The 17,405-nt window shown below is 66.2% G+C and carries 19 protein-coding genes; 10 read left to right on the top strand and 9 right to left on the bottom strand.

All coding sequences use genetic code 11. The annotated features are described in order from the left end of the window. The first annotated feature begins 10 nt into the window (after positions 1-10). Together HNE04_RS05620 and HNE04_RS05615 are read left to right on the top strand one after the other, a co-directional pair. On the top strand, positions 11-811 hold the full coding sequence (locus HNE04_RS05620) for a gamma-glutamyl-gamma-aminobutyrate hydrolase family protein (protein ID WP_172217540.1): 801 nt from the start codon (positions 11-13) through the stop codon (positions 809-811). After that, positions 808-2,181, top strand: coding sequence for an aldehyde dehydrogenase family protein (locus tag HNE04_RS05615; protein WP_172217539.1), 1,374 nt, complete (start codon positions 808-810; stop codon positions 2,179-2,181). Before HNE04_RS05620 ends, HNE04_RS05615 begins: the two co-directional genes overlap by 4 nt. Positions 2,182-2,194: 13 nt before the next feature. Here HNE04_RS05615 and HNE04_RS05610 read toward each other — a convergent pair whose 3' ends face one another. Both HNE04_RS05610 and HNE04_RS05605 read right to left on the bottom strand, forming a co-directional pair. Continuing rightward, positions 2,195-3,070, bottom strand: a complete 876-nt coding sequence (locus HNE04_RS05610; RefSeq protein WP_172217538.1) for a TauD/TfdA dioxygenase family protein — start codon at positions 3,068-3,070, stop codon at positions 2,195-2,197. Positions 3,071-3,112: 42 nt separating this feature from the next. Continuing rightward, positions 3,113-4,078: a Bug family tripartite tricarboxylate transporter substrate binding protein gene (locus tag HNE04_RS05605; RefSeq protein WP_172217537.1), complete on the bottom strand. Its 966-nt coding sequence runs from the start codon at positions 4,076-4,078 to the stop codon at positions 3,113-3,115. A 127-nt stretch (positions 4,079-4,205) separates the two neighbouring features. Between HNE04_RS05605 and HNE04_RS05600 the strand changes: the two genes are divergently transcribed. Both HNE04_RS05600 and HNE04_RS05595 read left to right on the top strand, forming a co-directional pair. Continuing rightward, on the top strand, positions 4,206-5,117 hold the full coding sequence (locus HNE04_RS05600) for a LysR family transcriptional regulator (protein ID WP_172217536.1): 912 nt from the start codon (positions 4,206-4,208) through the stop codon (positions 5,115-5,117). Positions 5,118-5,176: 59 nt separating this feature from the next. After that, positions 5,177-5,437 carry a hypothetical protein gene (locus HNE04_RS05595; RefSeq protein WP_172217535.1) on the top strand — a complete coding sequence of 87 codons (261 nt, stop codon included), beginning with the start codon at positions 5,177-5,179 and terminating at the stop codon, positions 5,435-5,437. A 30-nt stretch (positions 5,438-5,467) separates the two neighbouring features. On the opposite strand, the gene HNE04_RS05590 is transcribed toward HNE04_RS05595, so the two are convergent. From HNE04_RS05590 to HNE04_RS05575, 4 genes are all read right to left on the bottom strand, one after another. Continuing rightward, on the bottom strand, positions 5,468-6,271 hold the full coding sequence (locus HNE04_RS05590; protein WP_172217534.1) for a class I SAM-dependent methyltransferase: 804 nt from the start codon (positions 6,269-6,271) through the stop codon (positions 5,468-5,470). Between the two features lie 5 nt (positions 6,272-6,276). Beyond that, on the bottom strand, positions 6,277-6,837 hold the full coding sequence (locus HNE04_RS05585; protein WP_172217533.1) for a YbhB/YbcL family Raf kinase inhibitor-like protein: 561 nt from the start codon (positions 6,835-6,837) through the stop codon (positions 6,277-6,279). 71 nt (positions 6,838-6,908) lie between these two features. After that, positions 6,909-7,289 carry a nuclear transport factor 2 family protein gene (locus HNE04_RS05580; RefSeq protein ID WP_172217532.1) on the bottom strand — a complete coding sequence of 127 codons (381 nt, stop codon included), beginning with the start codon at positions 7,287-7,289 and terminating at the stop codon, positions 6,909-6,911. Positions 7,290-7,295: 6 nt separating this feature from the next. Then, positions 7,296-10,247, bottom strand: coding sequence for a DNA topoisomerase III (locus HNE04_RS05575; RefSeq protein WP_172217531.1), 2,952 nt, complete (start codon positions 10,245-10,247; stop codon positions 7,296-7,298). A gap of 186 nt (positions 10,248-10,433) precedes the next feature. Here HNE04_RS05575 and HNE04_RS05570 point away from each other — a divergent pair, with 186 nt between their 5' ends. From HNE04_RS05570 to HNE04_RS05555, 4 genes are read left to right on the top strand one after another with little or no spacing between them, the layout of a single operon-like run. Next, positions 10,434-10,919: an SET domain-containing protein gene (locus tag HNE04_RS05570; protein WP_172217784.1), complete on the top strand. Its 486-nt coding sequence runs from the start codon at positions 10,434-10,436 to the stop codon at positions 10,917-10,919. Between the two features lie 37 nt (positions 10,920-10,956). Beyond that, positions 10,957-11,685, top strand: coding sequence for a biotin--[acetyl-CoA-carboxylase] ligase (locus tag HNE04_RS05565; protein ID WP_328700266.1), 729 nt, complete (start codon positions 10,957-10,959; stop codon positions 11,683-11,685). 4 nt (positions 11,686-11,689) lie between these two features. Then, positions 11,690-12,349, top strand: coding sequence for an SPOR domain-containing protein (locus tag HNE04_RS05560; RefSeq protein ID WP_172217529.1), 660 nt, complete (start codon positions 11,690-11,692; stop codon positions 12,347-12,349). 18 nt (positions 12,350-12,367) lie between these two features. Further along, entirely contained in the window at positions 12,368-13,030 is a 663-nt protein-coding gene (locus HNE04_RS05555) for a glutathione S-transferase family protein (protein ID WP_172217528.1), read from the top strand. Here HNE04_RS05555 and HNE04_RS05550 read toward each other — a convergent pair. From HNE04_RS05550 to HNE04_RS05540, 3 genes are all read right to left on the bottom strand, one after another. Then, positions 13,012-14,496, bottom strand: coding sequence for a sensor histidine kinase (locus HNE04_RS05550; protein ID WP_172217527.1), 1,485 nt, complete (start codon positions 14,494-14,496; stop codon positions 13,012-13,014). The genes HNE04_RS05555 and HNE04_RS05550 overlap by 19 nt on opposite strands. Before the next feature lie 3 nt (positions 14,497-14,499). Next, positions 14,500-15,174 carry a response regulator gene (locus HNE04_RS05545; protein WP_172217526.1) on the bottom strand — a complete coding sequence of 225 codons (675 nt, stop codon included), beginning with the start codon at positions 15,172-15,174 and terminating at the stop codon, positions 14,500-14,502. Positions 15,175-15,261: 87 nt separating this feature from the next. Further along, positions 15,262-15,747 (bottom strand): MarR family winged helix-turn-helix transcriptional regulator, encoded by a 486-nt coding sequence (locus tag HNE04_RS05540; RefSeq protein WP_172217525.1) that lies wholly within the window; start codon positions 15,745-15,747, stop codon positions 15,262-15,264. A 145-nt stretch (positions 15,748-15,892) separates the two neighbouring features. Between HNE04_RS05540 and recA the strand changes: the two genes are divergently transcribed. Beyond that, positions 15,893-16,948, top strand: coding sequence for a recombinase RecA (recA, locus tag HNE04_RS05535; RefSeq protein WP_172217524.1), 1,056 nt, complete (start codon positions 15,893-15,895; stop codon positions 16,946-16,948). Between the two features lie 2 nt (positions 16,949-16,950). Next, entirely contained in the window at positions 16,951-17,403 is a 453-nt protein-coding gene (gene recX, locus HNE04_RS05530) for a recombination regulator RecX (protein WP_172217523.1), read from the top strand. The last annotated feature ends 2 nt before the right edge of the window (positions 17,404-17,405 follow it).

Genomic DNA, 17,405 nt, shown 5'->3' with positions numbered 1-17,405 from the left:
AGGTATGGGGATGAACAGCGCTGCCCGCTTGAAGATCGGTATCTCGGCCTGCTTCATGCACGCCGATCCGGCACGACCTCTATTCACCGGCAAGACCCTGCAGTACGTCGAACAGTCGATCGCGCACTGGGTCATGTCCACCGGTGCGCTGGCGGTGATGATCCCCAGCCCGACGGGCGCGACGCAGCGCGGCGACGTCACGCTGGACCATTACGCGCAATGGCTCGATGGCCTGGTGCTGCACGGTGGGGCAGACGTTTCGCCGCTGAGTTACGGCGAGCAGCCGCTGCAGGAGAAATGGGCCGGCGACAAGATTCGCGACGAATACGAGATGGACCTGGTCGCGGCCTTCGAGCGGCACGGCAAGCCGGTGTTCGGCGTTTGCCGTGGACTGCAGCTGTTGAACGTCGCCTATGGCGGCACGCTGTACCAGGACATTGCGACCCAGCTGCCGCAGGCCTTGCAGCATCGCGACGCCTCGACCTACGACCTCAACTTTCATACCGTCGAAATCAAACCGGATTCGCGGCTGGGCACGCTGTACCCCGCTGGCGGCAAGGTCAAGGTCAACAGCATCCATCACCAGGCCATCAAGGACCTGGCGCCCGGCTTCGAGGTCGAAGCGACCAGCAACGAGGATGGATTGATCGAGGCGATCCGGCGCAGCGACGCGCACAAGCCGTACCTGGCGGCCGTGCAGTGGCATCCCGAATTCCATCAGCAAGGCTCCGACACCATCGACGACGCCGCGCTGCTCGACGACTTCCTTTCGGCCGCCGCGGCCGTGAAGCAGGCAAAGCGAACCCCATGAGCCAACTCGCCATCCACAACCCGGCCAACGGCGAGAAGATCGCCGAGGTTCCGGCCGACGGTGCGGCTTCTGTCGCGGCCAAGGCGCGCCAGGCGCGTGCCGCGCAACCGGCGTGGGCGGCGCGACCCTTGTCGGAACGCAAGGCCTGCATCACGCATTTCCGCGCAGGCGTGGTGCGCGACCTGGAGTCGCTGGCCGTGACGATGACGCGGGAAACCGGCAAGCCCATCAAGATGTCGCGCAACGAGCTCAACGGATTGCTCGGACGCATCGATTTCTTCCTGGCTGAAGTGGACAGGGCCATCGCCACCGAGACCGTGTTCGACGAAGGCGGCATGAAAGAGCGGATCGAGCATGTGCCGCTGGGCGTGGTGGGCAACATCTCGGCCTGGAACTACCCCTGGTTCGTCGGCTGCAACGTGGTCGTGCCGGCGCTGCTGGCGGGCAACGCCGTGCTCTACAAGCCGTCCGAGTACGCGACGCTCACCGGGCTGGAGATCGCCCGGCTGCTGCACCAGGCCGGGGTGCCGCAGGACGTGTTCGTGCCGCTGGTAGGAACGGGCGCGGTCGGCGCCGCGCTGCTCGAGCAGGACATCGACGGCCTGTTCTTCACCGGCTCCTACGCGACCGGCGCGCGCATCGCGCAGGCGGTGGGCTCGCGCTTCATCAAGCTGCAGCTGGAGCTGGGCGGCAAGGACCCGACTTACGTCTGCGACGACGCGGATCCCCAGATCGCCGCGGCGTCATTGGCCGACGGCGCGATGTACAACACCGGCCAGAGCTGCTGTTCGGTCGAGCGCATCTACGTGCACGAGAAGATCCACGACGCCTTCGTCACCGCGTTCGTGCAGGAGGTCAAGGGCTTCAAGGCGGGCGACCCGATGAGCGAGGACAGCTACATCGGCGCCATCACGCGCGCGCCGCAACTGGACGTGTTGGACGCGCAGGTCGCCGACGCCAAGGCCAAGGGCGCCAAGCTGCACACCGGCGGGCAGCGGCTGCCCGGTCCCGGCAACTGGTATCCGCCCACGGTCTTCAGCAATGTGAATCACGGCATGGAGCTGATGAAGGAAGAGAGCTTCGGCCCCATCATCGGCATCCAGAAGGTCGCGGGCGACGAGGAGGCAGTGCGCCTCATGAACGACAGCCGCTACGGCCTCACGGCCGGCGTCTACACGCCCAACGGGGAGCGTGCGCATGCCGTGCTGGACCGCGTCAACGCCGGCAGCCTGTACTGGAACTGCTGCGACCGGGTCAGCCCGCGTCTGCCCTGGAGCGGCTTCGGCGATTCGGGCGTGGGCCTGACACTGTCGAAGTACGGCATCCAGGCCTTCACGCGGCCCAGGGCCTGGCACTTGCGGCGGGCGTGAAGTCCTCTGCGCCCTAGGCGCTGACGGCCAACCTGTCGATGTCGAGCGTGGTCGTGCGCCGCAGCTCGCGCCGGTATTTCTTGTCGTCGAAAGGCGTGGCCCGGTGCATGGTCGTGCGGTTGTCCCAGATCACGAAATCGCCGACCTTCCATTCATGGCTGTAGACGAAGCGGGGCTGGGTGGCGTGCTCGGTCAGGTCCCGCAGCAACAGCCGTGCTTCCGGCACCGGCCAGTCGACGATGTGCTGTGCGTGCGACGCCAGGTAGAGCGAGCGGCGCTCGATCCCCGGGATCTTGCGCACCAGCGGATGGACGGCGCCCTTGAGAAGCTCCCTTTCCCCCGGTGCGAACTCGAAGCCCAGCACTTCGCGGGAGTAGGCGATGGAATGGTGCACTCGCAGGTCCTCGATGACCGCCTTGGTTTCGTCGTCCAGCTCGTCATAGGCGGTGCGCATGTCCGCGAACTCGGTGTCGGCGTGCACCGGCGGAACCACGCGTGCCGACAACATCGAGTACCGGCCTGCCGGATCCACGAACGAAGCGTCGGTGTGCCAGAGCCGGTTGGCCAATGAACTCATGCGGCGCCTGTCGCTGGCGGCCAGCAGTTCGCCGTCCTTGCCGACGTTGGAGATGTCCGACAGCGCCTCGTTGCCGAACCGGTTCTTTTCGAGCACCGCCGTGGAAGTCTTGGCATGAAGCGTGCCGTCGAAGCGTTCCGCGAAAGCGAGCTGTTCGTCGTCCGTGAACGACTGGTTGCGAAACACCAGCACGCCGTACTGGTCCATTCCGCGCCGGATCTGTTCCAGCGCCGCGGCGTCCGCGGTGCGCAGGTCGATCTCGCTGGCCTCCCCGACAAAGAAGGGGTGCAGCTGGGTGAATTTGAGTGCCATGGATGGAGATTCCTTGTTCGATGCCGCAGCCGTACCCGGCCGTCATTCGGCCTTGATGTTGCCGTCCTTGATGACCTTCGCCCACTTGCGTATTTCGGCGCGTGTGAAGGTATCCAGTTCCGCCGACGTTCCGCCACCGGGCAGGGCGCCCATGTCTTCGATCTTCTGGCGCACGTCGGGCATCGCGAATATCCTGGCCATCTCGACCTGCAGCCTGGAGACGATGTCCGGCGGGGTGCCGGCCGGGGCCAGCAAGGCGCCCCAGGTAAAGGCTTCGAAGGCGGGCAGCCCGCTCTCGACCAGCGTCGGCACGTTCGGCCAGGAGGCCAGGCGCTCCTTGTTGCCCGTGGCCAGTACCTTGAGCTTGCCCGACTTGACGTGGGGGCCGGCGGACAGGACGCTGTCGAACAGGACCGAGCACACGCCGCCGATGGTGGCCGTGAGAGCCGGTCCGCTGCCGACATAAGGTATGTGGGTCATCTCGACGCCGGCCATCGACTTGAACAACTCCGCCGCCAGATGCGAGGGCGAGCCCAGCCCGATGGAACAGTAGTTGGCCTTGGATTTGTTGTCGCGCGCCCAGGCCACGAATTCCTGCGCGGTATTGAACGGCGCCGAAGCGGGGACCACCATCAGCAGCGGGTTGATGGACATCAAGGTCACCGGTGCGAAATCGCGGACCGGGTCGTAGGGGATTTTCGGGAACAGGCTGACGTTGATCACGTGCGGGCCGGCGCCGGTCGACAGCAGCGTGTACCCGTCAGGCGCGCTCTTGGCGGCCAGGTCGCTGCCGATCATGGCCGCGCCGCCGGCGCGGTTGTCGACCACGACCGGCTGCTTCAGGCTGTCCGAGAGCTTCTGGCCGATCAGGCGGGTGAGCAGGTCGGTGGTGCCGCCGGGCGGGTAGGGCACGATGATACGGATGGGCTTGTCCGGGTAAGCCGCCTGGGCCGTGACGGCGAACAGGGCGGCCACCACCAGCAATGCTTTGCGAATCGATGAGTTCATCAGGGTCTCCTGAGGCGTTTTTCAAAGGCGGCGGTCGCCGACGTACGCTATTGAAGCAGCGGCTAACGATAAGAACAATCGCTTTATGCTTGTCGATTGAGTAGCCTGGCCGCATAATCGATGCGCGATGAAAAACAACGTCACGCTTCGACAGATCGAAGGATTCCTGCTTGCTGGCGAGCTGCTTTCGTTCAGCCGGGCCGCGGAAGCCCTGCACATCACGCAGTCGGCCTTTTCCCAGCTGGTGCGTGAACTGGAAGCGGCCCTGGGTGTGCGCCTTTTCGACCGCACCACCCGGCGCATCGCCTTGACCGAGGCGGGGGTGATCCTGCATGCCAAGATGAAGCGGGGCGTGGTCGCCATCGACGACGCTTGCGAAGAAGCCCGCGCGATTGCCCGTGTGGAGCATGGCCATATCACCGTCGGCACGCTGGCGTCGCTGGCGGTGGGCGTGGTGACGCGGGCACTGGGCGAGTTGCGCAAGAGCTTTCCCGGCGTCAAGGTGAGCATGCGCGAGGATTACAACGGCCCGCTGCTGGAGCGGGTCGCTCAGGGCGAGGTGGATTTCGCCGTGTGCGCCCACAGCAGTGCCGCCAGCGGGCTGCATTTCGAGCATCTGTTCGATGACGAGCTCGTCGCCGTCATGAGCCGCACCGATCCGAAGGCCGACGTTGCGGTCCTTCGCTGGTCTGCCCTCAAGGATGAATCGCTGGTGATGCTGGTGCGCGACTCCAGCACCCATGAGCAGATTGCGACGGCCCTGGCGGCCAATCACATCACCCGCGAGGCCGACTACGAGGTGGCCAACATGTTCACCGCCCTGAGCATGGTCCGCGCCGGCTTCGGCGTGACCTTCATCCCGGCGATGGTGCTCGGCGATGTCAACATGGCCGGACTGGCCTGGAAGCGCCTGCAGCGCCCCGCCCCGATGCGCCGCATCGGCATCTGCCGCCGCGGCGACCGCAGCGCTTCACCTGCCGCGGCGAAGTTCGAGGATCTGCTGCGCGCCGAGGTGAAGCGAGCGCGCCTGCGCATATAGCGGGTTACGGGCGAGAAGCGGTTGCACTTGCAGGCCCGTGTCCTACATACATGTGAGCTGTGAAGCACAGACTCAGTGATGCGCACCTGCGCCCCGAAACCGAGATGGACTACTTTCAAAAATGGCGCCGAGCCGACCAGACTGCTTTTGCGGCGGAAAGAGCCGTGTTCGCGGCTTCGATGGAAATGATCGAAAGGGACGGCTTGGGCCCATCGGCCGCAGATCAGACAAGGTCGAAGGAATTGAGAAAAGTAGCCAACGGCTATTTTGATCTTGCAATGGTGGAGATGCGCGACTGGGCGCGGGAATTCCGCCACTGAGGCTGTTCAGCTGGGCACGTCCCGCGCGAGTCAGCCGGGGACGGCTGCGCGCACGGCCCAGGACCGCGCGATCAACGAGAGGGAGCCGTCCGACCGCAGCGGAAGGCGTGCCCTTATCCGATCGCGCAAATCCACCCGCGCTTTTTCATCGAGTGCCATGGCGTATGCAGGCGCCGGTCCCTGGCCACCGAGAAATGGCCGCCAGTACTCGTCGAAGCTCGCGAATGGGGTCGTGATGTCGATGCTCGTCACTTCAGTGCCGCTCAGGCCTGCACTGGCGAAAAGCTCTTCCAGTGCGTCGGGCCGGCACAGCGGAAAGCGCGCGCCTTCGTCCGCTTTCGCTGCGGCAGGATCGATCTCGATGGCCGCATCCCAGAAGTGGCGCATCAGTTCCATCTTTCCCGAATAGTCCCAGACGTAGGCCGCGATCGTGCCCCGGGGCGCTGCGACGCGCGCCATTTCGCGCAGGGCGGCGCGTCCATCGGGAACAAAGTTCAGCACCAGCCCAGAAACGACCACGTCCATCACGCCGTCCTCGAGCGGGATCTGCTCTGCGGTGCCGCGGCGAAGCAATACCCGGCCGGCCAACTGGTCCTTGGCTTTCTGCAGGAAACCTTCCGAAGGCTCGACACCCGCCACAGACAGCGGGGAACAGTCCTCCAGGATCGCCGCGCTGAGCGCTCCAGTGCCGCATCCGACATCCAGCCAGCGCAGGTGGGGCGGAACGTTCAACCATGAAAGAAACCGCGGCGCGACCTGCCGACTCCAGCGGCCTACGTACTGCTCGTAGGGATCACCTTGCTCCCAGGTATCCGATACCGGCGATGTCGCCATGACCGTTACTTCGCCTTCGGCCTTCCATACTTCGCCGTGAAACTCGCTTTCCCGATCGAATTCGCATTGACCATGAATCCCGCCAGTGCCGCCGTCGCATCGGGGGGGATGTCCAGCTTGTCGGTCTTGAGTGCATGCACGGTGAAGATGTAGCGGTGCGGCTTGTCGCCTTCCGGCGGGCAGACGCCGCCCCAGCCGGCGACGCCGTAGTCGATGCGTACATGCTTGGCTCCCTGCGGCAAGTTGGCGCCGCTCACGTTGCCGGCGTCGGGCTTCAGCTCGGTCACTGTGGCGGGGATGTTGATCACGAACCAGTGCCACCAACCGGACCCGGTTGGCGCGTCGGGGTCGTACACCGTCACGGCGAAGCTCTTGGTGTCCTTGGGCGCGTCGCTCCACTTCAGGGCCGGCGACTTGTTCTCGCCCGAGCAGCCGAAGCCATTGAACTCGAACTTCTTGTCGATCAGGGCGTTGGCCTTGATGTCGGGGCTGGACAGGGCGAAGCTGGCGGCTTGGGCCAGGGTGGCGGTGCCCATCAGGGCGGCGGCGATCAGAGTCTTGCTCATGCGGTGCTCCTTGGGGATGGGAACCGAATGATGCTCTGGCGATGGATTGCGGGTCAAGCCCGCGTCGACAGTCAGCCGGCGGGCTTGCTGGGCGCGAACTGCTTGGGGTCGTAGAAGAACTGCTCCTGTGCGATCCGCTCGCCTTCCCAGCGCTGATGCGCCAACTCTTCGATGCGGCCGACGCCGCCGTCCTTCCAGGCGAACTCGAAGATCCAGCGGACGACGACATGGTCGCCGTTCAGGAACGCCGGTCGCACACAGGTCGAGCGGACGGACGACGAACGCGCCAGCGCGGCGGCTTCATGGGCGACGAGCGTGTCGCGGCCCTTGCGCGGCCGTGCCATGTTCTCCTGCATCGAGGCGTCCTCGGTGTAGAACTCCTGGATGGCTTCGACATGCGCGTTCTGTTCAACGCGGGCGATGAAGCGTTCCAGTGTTTCCAGCGAAGGCATGGCGCGTCAGCTTACCTGGCTGAGGTGCTTGCCGACAACCCCCGCCAGCTCGAACATCGTGACCTGCGGCTTGCCGAAAACCGGCAGCAGCTTGGCATCGGCGTTGATCGAACGCTTGTCCTTGGTGTCCTGCAAGCCGTTGGCCTTGATGTAGTCCCACAGCCTCTTGATGACCTCGGTGCGCGCCACCGGTTCGGCGCCGATCACGGCGGCCAGCTCTGCACTGGGCTTGAGCCCGGCGCCGGTCTTGCGCGGCGCCTTGGGTGCGGCGGCTTTCTTGGCGGGCGCCTTTTTCGCGGCGGGCTTGGCAGCAGCCTTTGCCGCCTTGGCGACCGGCGCGTACTTGGCGGCCGGCTCCTTCGCCGCGGGCGTCTTGCCCGCGGCGCCCTTGCGCGGCGGGAACTTGGACGGCGCGAACTCGAAGTTCACCTTGCCCGCTTCCTTGTCCCAGGCCAGGAAGGCCTTGAACGCCCGGCGGGTGCGCATGGACACGAACTTGTCGAGCAGGTCGGTCTTGCCGGTTTGCAGCAGCTTGCTCATCTGCTCGCGCTCGACCGGCTGCTGCAGGATGACCTGGCCGCTCTTGAAGTCGCAGGTCGGCGTCGGTTGCTCGGCCGTGGGCACGGCCTTCTCGCAGATGTAGTTCTTGCCGTATTCGAAGACACGCGCGCCGCATTTCGGGCAGGGGCCCAGCGGCTGCTGTTCGCTGAAATCGACGATCTCGCCGGTCTCGGCCGCATTCTTGTCGTCGCCGAAATCGAATTCGAGCTTCCAGTTCTTCTCTTCCTCGTTGTACTTGAGCACGATCTCGGACGTGAAAGGCCAGCCGGCCTTGGAGCGGAAGCCCTCCAGCGGCCCGATCTTCTTGTCGCGCAGCAACTGCTCGACTTCGCGCGCGTCGAAGGTGCGGCCCGCCGGCGTCTTGCCGAACGAGAAGCCGCAGGCATCTTCGCCCGTGCCGCTCTTGCCGGTGCAGGTGAAGCGCTTGTAGTTTTCCTTGACCACGCCGCCGCAATTGGGGCAGGGCGTGGACAAGGTGGCGTAATCGCCCGGCACCGTGTCGCGGTCGTATTCCTTGGCCTTCTTCACGATGCGCTTGGTCATCTCGGCGATCTCGAGCATGAAGGCTTCGCGCGACAGCCCGCCATGTTCCATCTGGGCCAGCTTGTATTCCCAGTCACCGGTGAGCTCGGGCCGCGACAGCTCCTCCACGCCCAGGCCGCGCAGCAGCGTCATCAGCTGGAACGCCTTGGCCGTGGGAATGAGTTCGCGGCCCTCGCGGAACATGTACTTCTCGTTGATCAGGCCTTCGATGATGGCGGCGCGCGTGGCCGGCGTGCCCAGGCCCTTCTCCTGCATGGCTTCGCGCAGCTCGTCGTCTTCCACGAACTTGCCGGCGCCCTCCATCGCGCCCAGCAGCGTGGCTTCCGAGTACCGGGCCGGCGGGCGCGTCTTCAGGCCCTTGGGTTCCACGGTTTCGGTGCGGACCATCTCGCCGGGCTTGACCGGCACCAGGCTCTGGCCCTTGTCGCCTTCCTTGGCGTCGGCCACTTCGTCGGCGGCTTCCTTGCCCCAGATCGCCAGCCAGCCGGGCTTGACCAACACCTTGCCTTCGGTCTTGAAGCTGTGGCCCACGGCCTGCGAGACGCGGGTGGTGACCAGGAATTCGGCGCTGGGAAAGAACACCGACAGGAAGCGCTTGACCACCAGGTCGTACAGCCGCTGCTCGGCATCCGACAGGCCGCTGGGCGCCTGCAGCGTCGGGATGATGGCGAAGTGATCGCTGACCTTGGCGTTGTCGAAAATCCGCTTGCTGGGCTTGACGTAGTTCTCGTCCATCGCCTGCTGGGCGTACGGCGCCAGGTGCCCCATGCCGCTGGTCGCCAGCATGCCCATGGTCTGCTTCACGACCGGCACGTAATCCTCGGGCAGGGCCCGCGAGTCGGTACGCGGGTAGGTCAGTGCCTTGTGCCGCTCGTACAGGCTTTGCGCCAATGCCAGCGTGGTCTTGGCCGAGTAGCCGAAACGGCCGTTGGCCTCGCGCTGCAAGGACGTCAAGTCGAACAGCGCCGGCGACGCCTGGGTGGTCGGCTTGGACTCTTCGGTGACGGTCGCGGCCTTGCCGCGCACGGCGTCGGCGATGGCCAGCGCCTCGCGCTCGGTCCAGACCCGGTCGGCCTTCTGCTCGGGGTCGTCGGGGTTCTTCTTCCACTTGGGGTCGAACCACTTGGCCGGGTACTCGCCCGCCTCGGCCAGGAACGACGCATGGATTTCCCAGTAGTCGCGGCTGATGAACTTGCGGATCTGCTCTTCGCGCTCGACCACCACCGCCAGCGTGGGGGTCTGCACCCGCCCGACGGTCGTGAGGAAAAAGCCGCCATCGCGCGAGTTGAAGGCCGTCATGGCCCGCGTGCCGTTGATGCCGACCAGCCAGTCGGCCTCGGAGCGTGAACGGGCGGCGTCGGCCAGGCCGGCCATCTGCTTGTCGCTGCGCAGCGCATCGAAGCCGTCGCGGATCGCCTGCGGCGTCATCGATTGCAGCCACAGCCGCTTGACCGGCTTGCCCAGCGGCTTGGCGCCGCCCGCGTATTGCTCGATCAGGCGGAAGATCAGCTCACCCTCGCGCCCGGCGTCGCAGGCGTTGACGAGGTCGGTGACGTCCTTGCGCTTGGCCAGTCTCACCACGGCGTTCAGGCGCGACTTGGTCTTGTCCACGGGCTTCAAGTCGAAGTAGGGCGGGATGACGGGCAGGTGGGCAAAGCTCCACTTGCCGCGTTTCACGTCGAACTCTTCCGGCGCCTGGATCTCGACCAAGTGGCCCACGGCGCTGGTGACGACGTACTTCTCGCTCTCGAAGTACTCGTCGTGCTTGTCGAACTTCCCGGCCACGGGCGTGAGCGCGCGCACGATGTCCTGTGCCACGGACGGCTTCTCGGCAATTACCAAAGTCTTAGTCATGCTGACTCTTCTATCCTTATTCCGGGGCCATCGGTCAAATGGGGCCGCGGCATCCTTACAATCGTCGCTTCTCGCGCGCGTATACGCGCACGCACGCACGCGCACGTGTGCATATTCAAATTAACAGAGTTTTTGGCGATGGCAGAAAAAGCAGTGAATGGCGCGGACCCCTCCCCCGGGGAAATCATGGCGAAGTCCGGCGCCCAGGCGAATCCTTCCCGGCGCATCCAGGTCCGCCGCTCCGGTGTCCACGGCAAGGGGGTATTCGCGGTGCAGAGGATTGCCGAAGGCGAAACCATCATTGAATATGTGGGCGAGGTGATCAACTGGAAGGAGGCCCTGCGCCGCCATCCGCACGACCCCAAGGACCCGAACCATACCTTTTATTTTCATGTCGACGAAGAGCGGGTGATCGACGCGAAGGTCGGCGGCAATTCCTCGCGCTGGATCAACCACTCCTGCGACCCGAATTGCGAGGCCGACGAAGAGGAAGGCCGGGTCTTCATCAAGGCCCTGCGCAATATCAAGCCGGGCGAAGAGCTCAACTACGACTACGGCCTCATCATCGATGAGCCGTACACCAAGAAACTCAAGGCCGAGTATCCCTGCTGGTGCGGCGCCAAGCTGTGCCGCGGCACCCTGCTGGCGCCCAAGCGCAGGCAACGGAAGTAACCCAGTGAACTGGCCGGCCGAAGCTGTCTGGGAGGGGGTGTCCCCTCTTCTGCCGGGCTTCACGGTCGAGATACTGCCCGAAATCGACTCCAGCAATACCGAGCTCATGCGCCGGGCCCGGGCCGGGCGCATGGAGCCGGTCCTGCTGGTGGCTGAGCAGCAGACGGCGGGCCGCGGCCGGCTGGGGCGCGGCTGGCGCAGCGGCGCCGGCGATTCGCTGACATTTTCCTTGGGGCTGCCGCTGGCGCCGGCCGACTGGTCGGGCCTGTCGCTGGCCGTGGGGGTGAGCCTGGCCGAAAGCCTGCATCCGCGCATCCAGCTCAAGTGGCCCAACGACCTGTGGCTGGCCGATCGCAAGCTGGCGGGCATCCTGATCGAAACCGCGAGTTCCGGCGAAGGCCGCGAGGCGCGGCGCTACGCCGTGATCGGCGTCGGAATCAATATCGCCGCGCCGCAGGCCACCGGGCTCTCCACCGCCCCGGCCTGGGTGCGCGAAGTGCTGCCCGAGGCGCAAGCCGGCGAGACGCTGCTGCGCATCGCGGTTCCGCTGGTGCAGGCGGTGCAGGCCTTCGAGGCCCTGGGCTTCGCACCGTTCCAGGCCCGCTTCGACGCCCGTGACGCACTGCGCGACCGCGCCGTCATCCTCAGCGACGGCACCCAGGGCACGGCCCACGGCATCAGCGAGGGCGGGGCCTTGCTGGTGCATACTGCGGCCGGCATGAGTACCGTCACCAGTTCCGAAGTGAGCGTGCGGCCCGCCGCCTGAGTCAATGCTGCGACTCGCGCTCTTGATCCTGCTGTTCGCCAACGCCGCCTATTTCGCCTGGTCGCAAAGGCTGCTGGCGCCATGGGGCTTTGCGCCGGCGCAGCAATCCGAGCCGCATAGGCTGGCCCAGCAGATCAAGCCGCAGACACTCACCGTGTTGCCGGCCGAGGAGGCCAGGCGGCTCGAGGCGAACGGCGCAGGCAGCAACGGAAAGCCTGCCGAGTGCCTGCAGGCCGGGGTGTTCGACGAGGCGCAGCTCGCCAGCCTGCGCCAGGCGCTGGGGGCGTGGCCGGCCGGCTCCTGGGGCCTGGAGCCCTCCGTCGAGCCGGCGCGCTGGATCGTCTACATGGGCAAGTACCTGACCGCGGAGAACGTCGCCCGCAAGAAGGGCGAGCTGCGCCAGATCGGCATCTCCTTCGAGACCCTTTCCAATCCTTCGCTCGAGCCGGGCCTGTCGCTGGGCGGCTTCGCCACCCAGGCGGCCGCCGCGCAGCAGCTGGAGGCCTTGGCCGAGCGCGGCGTGCGCACAGCCAAGGTGGTGCAGGAGCGGCCGGAAGTGCGCGGCCAGCTGCTCAAGCTGCCGGCCGTCGACGACGGCCTGCGGCCGCGGCTGGAAGATCTGAGGCCGGTCCTGGGCGGCAAGAACCTGCGGCCCTGCCGCTGAATCCTGAAGGAAATCGCGATGCCCCTGAAGCTGTATTTCGCCCCCGGCGCCTGCTCATTCGTGCCGCACACGCTGCTGGAAACCGCGGGCGAGCCGTTCGAGCCGGTGCTGGTCAAGCTGCACAAGGGCGAGAACTACACGCCCGAATACAAGGCCATCAACCCACGCAGCCAGGTGCCGGTGCTGGTGGACGGCGACGAAGTGATCACCCAGATCGTGGCCATCGTCAATCGGCTCGACGACCGCTTTCCGCAGTGCAACTTCCTGCCGCGCGAGCCGATGGCGCGCACGCGCGCGCTGGAAACCCTGGCCTGGATGAACAACACCGTCCATACGACCTTCACGCACGTGTTCATGCCGCACAAGTTCGCCGGCACGCCCGAGGCCCAGGCCGAGGTCAAGGCCTTCAACGCCGCGCTGTACGGGCCGATGCTGGGCGAGATCGACGCGATGGCCCGCAAGGCGGCGGACGAGGGCAAGCCCTACCTGGGGGGCGAGCACTTCGGCCCGCTCGATGCCTATGCGCTGACCTTGCTGCGCTGGGGCGGCTTCGCCGGGCACGACCCGCAGGGCTATGCCAGCCTGTGGGCGCTGGTGCAGCGCATCGCCCTGCTGCCGCCGGTGGCCCGGGCGATCGAGCGCGAGCGCCTGCAGCTGAACGTCTACAAGGCCGCTGCCTGAGCCTGCGCGGCGGCGTAGTCGGCCGCCGCCTGCTCGTTCAACACGAAGCGCACGGTGACCCGCGTGCCGGGCGGCACGCGGCCCGGATGGCTGTCCTCGAGCTTGATGTCGGCGTTGTGCTGGTTCGCAATCTCCAGCACGATGGGCAGGCCCAGGCCGGAGCCGTCCACGTTCGTCCCCAGCGCCCGGTAGAAGGGCTGGAACACCAGCTCCCGTTCGCCCTCGGGGATGCCGGGCCCCGAATCCTCCACCTGCAGCACCAGCACATGGCCGAACGGATCGGCCAGCACCCGTGCCGTGATGACGCCGGGATGCTCGCTGCTGGAAGGGGTGTAGTTGATCGCGTTGTCCAGCAGGTTGCGGATCATTTCCTTGAGCAAGGTGGGATTGCCTTCCAGCTGAACGCCCGGTGTGCCGGGCTGGGCGCCGTCGTAGCCCAGGTCGATGTGCTTGTCCATGCTGCGCGGCACCGAGTCCTGCACCGCTTCCATGGTCAGCTGGGCCAGGTCGCAGGGCTGGGGAGCGATGGTCTGGCCGCTGCTTTCGGCGCGGGCCAGGGCCAGCAGCTGGTTCACGGTGTGGGTGGCCCGGATGCTGGAGCGGCCGATCTGCTTGAGCGACTGCTTCAGCTCCTCGGCGTTGAAGGCTTCGCGCTGCGCCAGGTCGGCCTGCATGCGCAGGCCCGCCAGCGGTGTCTTGAGCTGGTGCGCGGCGTCCGCCAGGAAGCGTTTTTGCGTCGCGATCGAATCCTTCAGGCGCGTCAGCAGGTCGTTGACCGACGACACCAGCGGCGCCACTTCCAGCGGCACCGTCTTGTCGTCCAGCGGACTCAGGTCGTCGGGCTTGCGCGCGCGGATGCGCTCTTCCAGCTGCGACAGCGGCTTGATGCCGCGCACCAGCGCCAGCCAGACCAGCAGCACGGCCAGCGGCAGGATCACGAACTGCGGCAGCATCACGCCCTTGATGATTTCGGTGGCCAGCACCGAGCGCTTCTCGCGGGTTTCGGCCACCTGCACCAGCGATGGCTGCGCCCCCGGCAGGTCGAGCTTGACCCAGGTGTAGGCCACGCGCACGTCCAGCCCGCGCATCTCGTCATCGCGCAGCCGCACCTCGCCCACGCGCGGGAGCTCGTCATCGGGCGGATGCGGGAAGTCCCGCTCGCCGCTGAGGAATTCGCTGTTCGGTCCCAGCACCTGGTAGTACACCAGGTCCGAATCGTCGGCGCGCAGGATCTCGCGCGCCGGCTGCGGCAGGTTGAACGCGACCCGATCGTTCTGCACCGTGACCAGCTGCGCCAGGACCTGCACGTTGTATTCGAGCGCGCGGTCGAAGGGCTTGCCGGCGATGTTCTGGGCGACCAGCCAGGTCAGCGCCAGGCTGACCGGCCACAGCAGCAGCAGGGGCGTGAGCATCCAGTCCAGGATCTCGCCGAACAGCGAGCGCTGCTCACGCTGGAAGATCTTCAAGGGCTACCCTGGGATTTTCTCAAGGCAGTACCCCAGGCCGCGTACCGTGGCGATGCGGATCGGACCCTTCTCGATCTTCTTGCGCAGGCGGTGGATGTAGACCTCGATCGCGTTATTGCTCACCTCTTCGCCCCATTCGCACAGGCGCTCCACCAGCTGGTCCTTGCTCACCAGGCGGCCGGCGCGCTGCAGAAGCACTTCCAGCAGGCCCAGCTCGCGCGCGGACAGCTCGATCATCTTGCCGTCGATGGTGGCCACGCGGCCGGCCTGGTCGTACACCAGCGGGCCATGCTTGATCGTGCTGCTGGTGCCGCCCATGCCGCGGCGCGTCAGCGCGCGCACCCGCGCCTCGAGTTCCTGCAGGCTGAAGGGCTTGGCCATGTAGTCGTCGGCGCCGTAGTCCAGTCCCTTGACCCGCTCCTCGATGGCGTCGGCGGCGGTGAGGATCAGCACCGGCAAAGAGGAGCCGCGCCCGCGCAGCTTGCGCAGCACTTCCAGGCCATGCATCTTGGGCAGCCCCAGATCCAGGATCAGGAGGTCGAATTCGTTGTTCGTCATGAGGGCGGCGTCGGCTTCGGTGCCGCTGGCCACATGGTCCACCGCGGCGCCGGAGGCGCGCAAGGTGCGCAGCAGCCCGTCGGCCAGCACCTGGTCGTCTTCTGCAATGAGAATCCGCATCGCTGTCTCCTCTTGTTTCAACTCATTTTAGGCTCGCCGGTGGCGGCGGACATACCGAGGTTCGCCTCGTGGGCAGCGACGGCTGGGCTAGCCTCGATCGCCGGCGTAGGCCTCCAGCCCCAGTGTTACCACGGTGGCCACGTCGGCGCCGACTTCGCTGCGGAACTCGGCTTCGGCCTGGACCACGGCTTCCTTGAACGCCTGCAGCCAGGCCAGGCCGGTGGGCGTGAAACGCACCAGCCGGGCGCGCGTGTCATGCGGGTCGGGTTCGCGCACCACCAGCCCCCAGGCTTCGCACTGGTCGACCAGGTCGCCCATGGCCTGCTTGCTCATGCCGGCGCGCTGCGCCAGGTCGGTGAGACGCGAGCCCTCCAGCGCCAGGTGGCGGGTGATGTGGATGTGGGCGGCACTGACCTGAGAGCGGGCGGCCAGGTTGGACAGGGCCAGCGGCACCTCGATGTTGTGCGCCATCAGGCTGAGCACCCTCTCGTCGAAGCGGCGCACTGCATGGCCCAGCAAGCGGCCCAGATGCGTCAGGCGCCAGCCGTCGTGCGCAGAAGCAGATTCGATCATTTGGAGATCGTAAGGCAAACTGACGAAAAATCTCGTTTACTTCTTTCAAGGCTGCACGTTACAGTACTGGTCAAGCATCCAGCCTGTAGATAAGAACACTGGATAAAGACAAGCCAACCTGTTGAATCACAAGGAGATTTCTCACATGGACGTCCAAGTCAAAGGTACCCGGATCGCTGCCGACAGCGAAAAATCCAAGGCGCTGCAAGCCGCCCTGGCCCAGATCGACAAGCAATTCGGCAAGGGCACGATCATGCGCCTGGGCGAAGGCGAGAAGCTCGAGGACATCCAGGTGGTCTCCACCGGTTCGCTGGGCCTGGACATCGCCCTGGGCGTGGGCGGCCTGCCGCGTGGCCGCGTCATCGAAATCTACGGCCCGGAATCCTCGGGCAAGACCACGCTCACGCTGCAGGTCATCGCCGAAATGCAGCGCCAGGCCGGCCAGTGCGCCTTCATCGATGCCGAGCACGCGCTGGACGTGCAGTACGCCCAGAAGCTGGGCGTGAACCTGTCGGACCTCCTGATCAGCCAGCCCGACACCGGCGAGCAGGCCCTGGAAATCTGCGACAGCCTGGTGCGCTCCGGCGCGGTGGACCTGATCGTGATCGACTCGGTGGCTGCGCTCACGCCCAAGGCCGAAATCGAGGGCGAGATGGGCGATTCGCTGCCCGGCCTGCAGGCCCGCCTGATGAGCCAGGCGCTGCGCAAGCTCACCGCCACCATCAAGAAGACCAACTGCATGGTGATCTTCATCAACCAGATCCGCATGAAGATCGGCGTGATGTTCGGCAGCCCCGAAACCACCACCGGCGGCAACGCGCTGAAGTTCTACGCCTCGGTGCGCCTGGACATCCGCCGCACCGGCACCATCAAGAAGGGCGAGGAGTCGATCGGCAACGAGACCAAGGTCAAGGTGGTCAAGAACAAGGTCGCGCCTCCGTTCAAGACGGCCGAGTTCGACATCCTGTTCGGCGAGGGCATCAGCCGCCACGGCGAAATCATCGACATGGGCGTCAATGCCCGCATCCTGGAGAAGTCCGGGGCCTGGTACGCCTACAACGGCGAGAAGATCGGCCAGGGCCGCGACAACGCGCGCGAGTTCCTGCGCGAGAACCCGGAACTGGCGCGCGAAATCGAGAACAAGGTGCGCGAGTCGCTGGGCATTCCGCTGCTGCCGGCGGACGTCGAAGCAGCCGAATAACCATGCGGGGGCCCCAGCTCTCCCTCAAGGGGCGGGCCCTGCGCCTGCTCAGCGGCCGCGAGCATTCGCGCGCTGAGCTGGAGCGCAAGCTGGCGCCGCACGAGGAAGAGCCCGGCCAGCTCAGCCGGGTGCTGGACGAGCTGCAGGCCAAGGGCTTCATCGACCACCAGCGGGTGGCCGATTCGGTGGTGCACCGGCGCGGCGCCAAGCTGGGCGCGATGCGCATCCGCCAGGAGTTGCAGGCCAAGGGCCTGGATGCCGAGCTGGTGGCCCAGGCGGTGGCCGGGCTCAAGTCGACGGAAGTCACGCGTGCACTGGAAGTGTGGCGCCGCAGGTTCGACGCGCCGCCCGCCGACGCGGCAGAGCGTGGCAAGCAGGCGCGCTTTCTGGTGGCCCGGGGTTTCGACGGAGAAGTGATCCGCCGGGTGCTCTCCCCGGCGCGCGAAGAAGCCTAAGG

This window comes from Caenimonas soli (assembly GCF_013155545.1).
Taxonomy (GTDB): Bacteria; Pseudomonadota; Gammaproteobacteria; order Burkholderiales; family Burkholderiaceae_C; genus Ramlibacter; species Ramlibacter soli.
The sequence above is the reverse complement of the archived record's forward strand: the minus strand, read 5'-3'. Positions and strand labels throughout refer to the sequence as shown.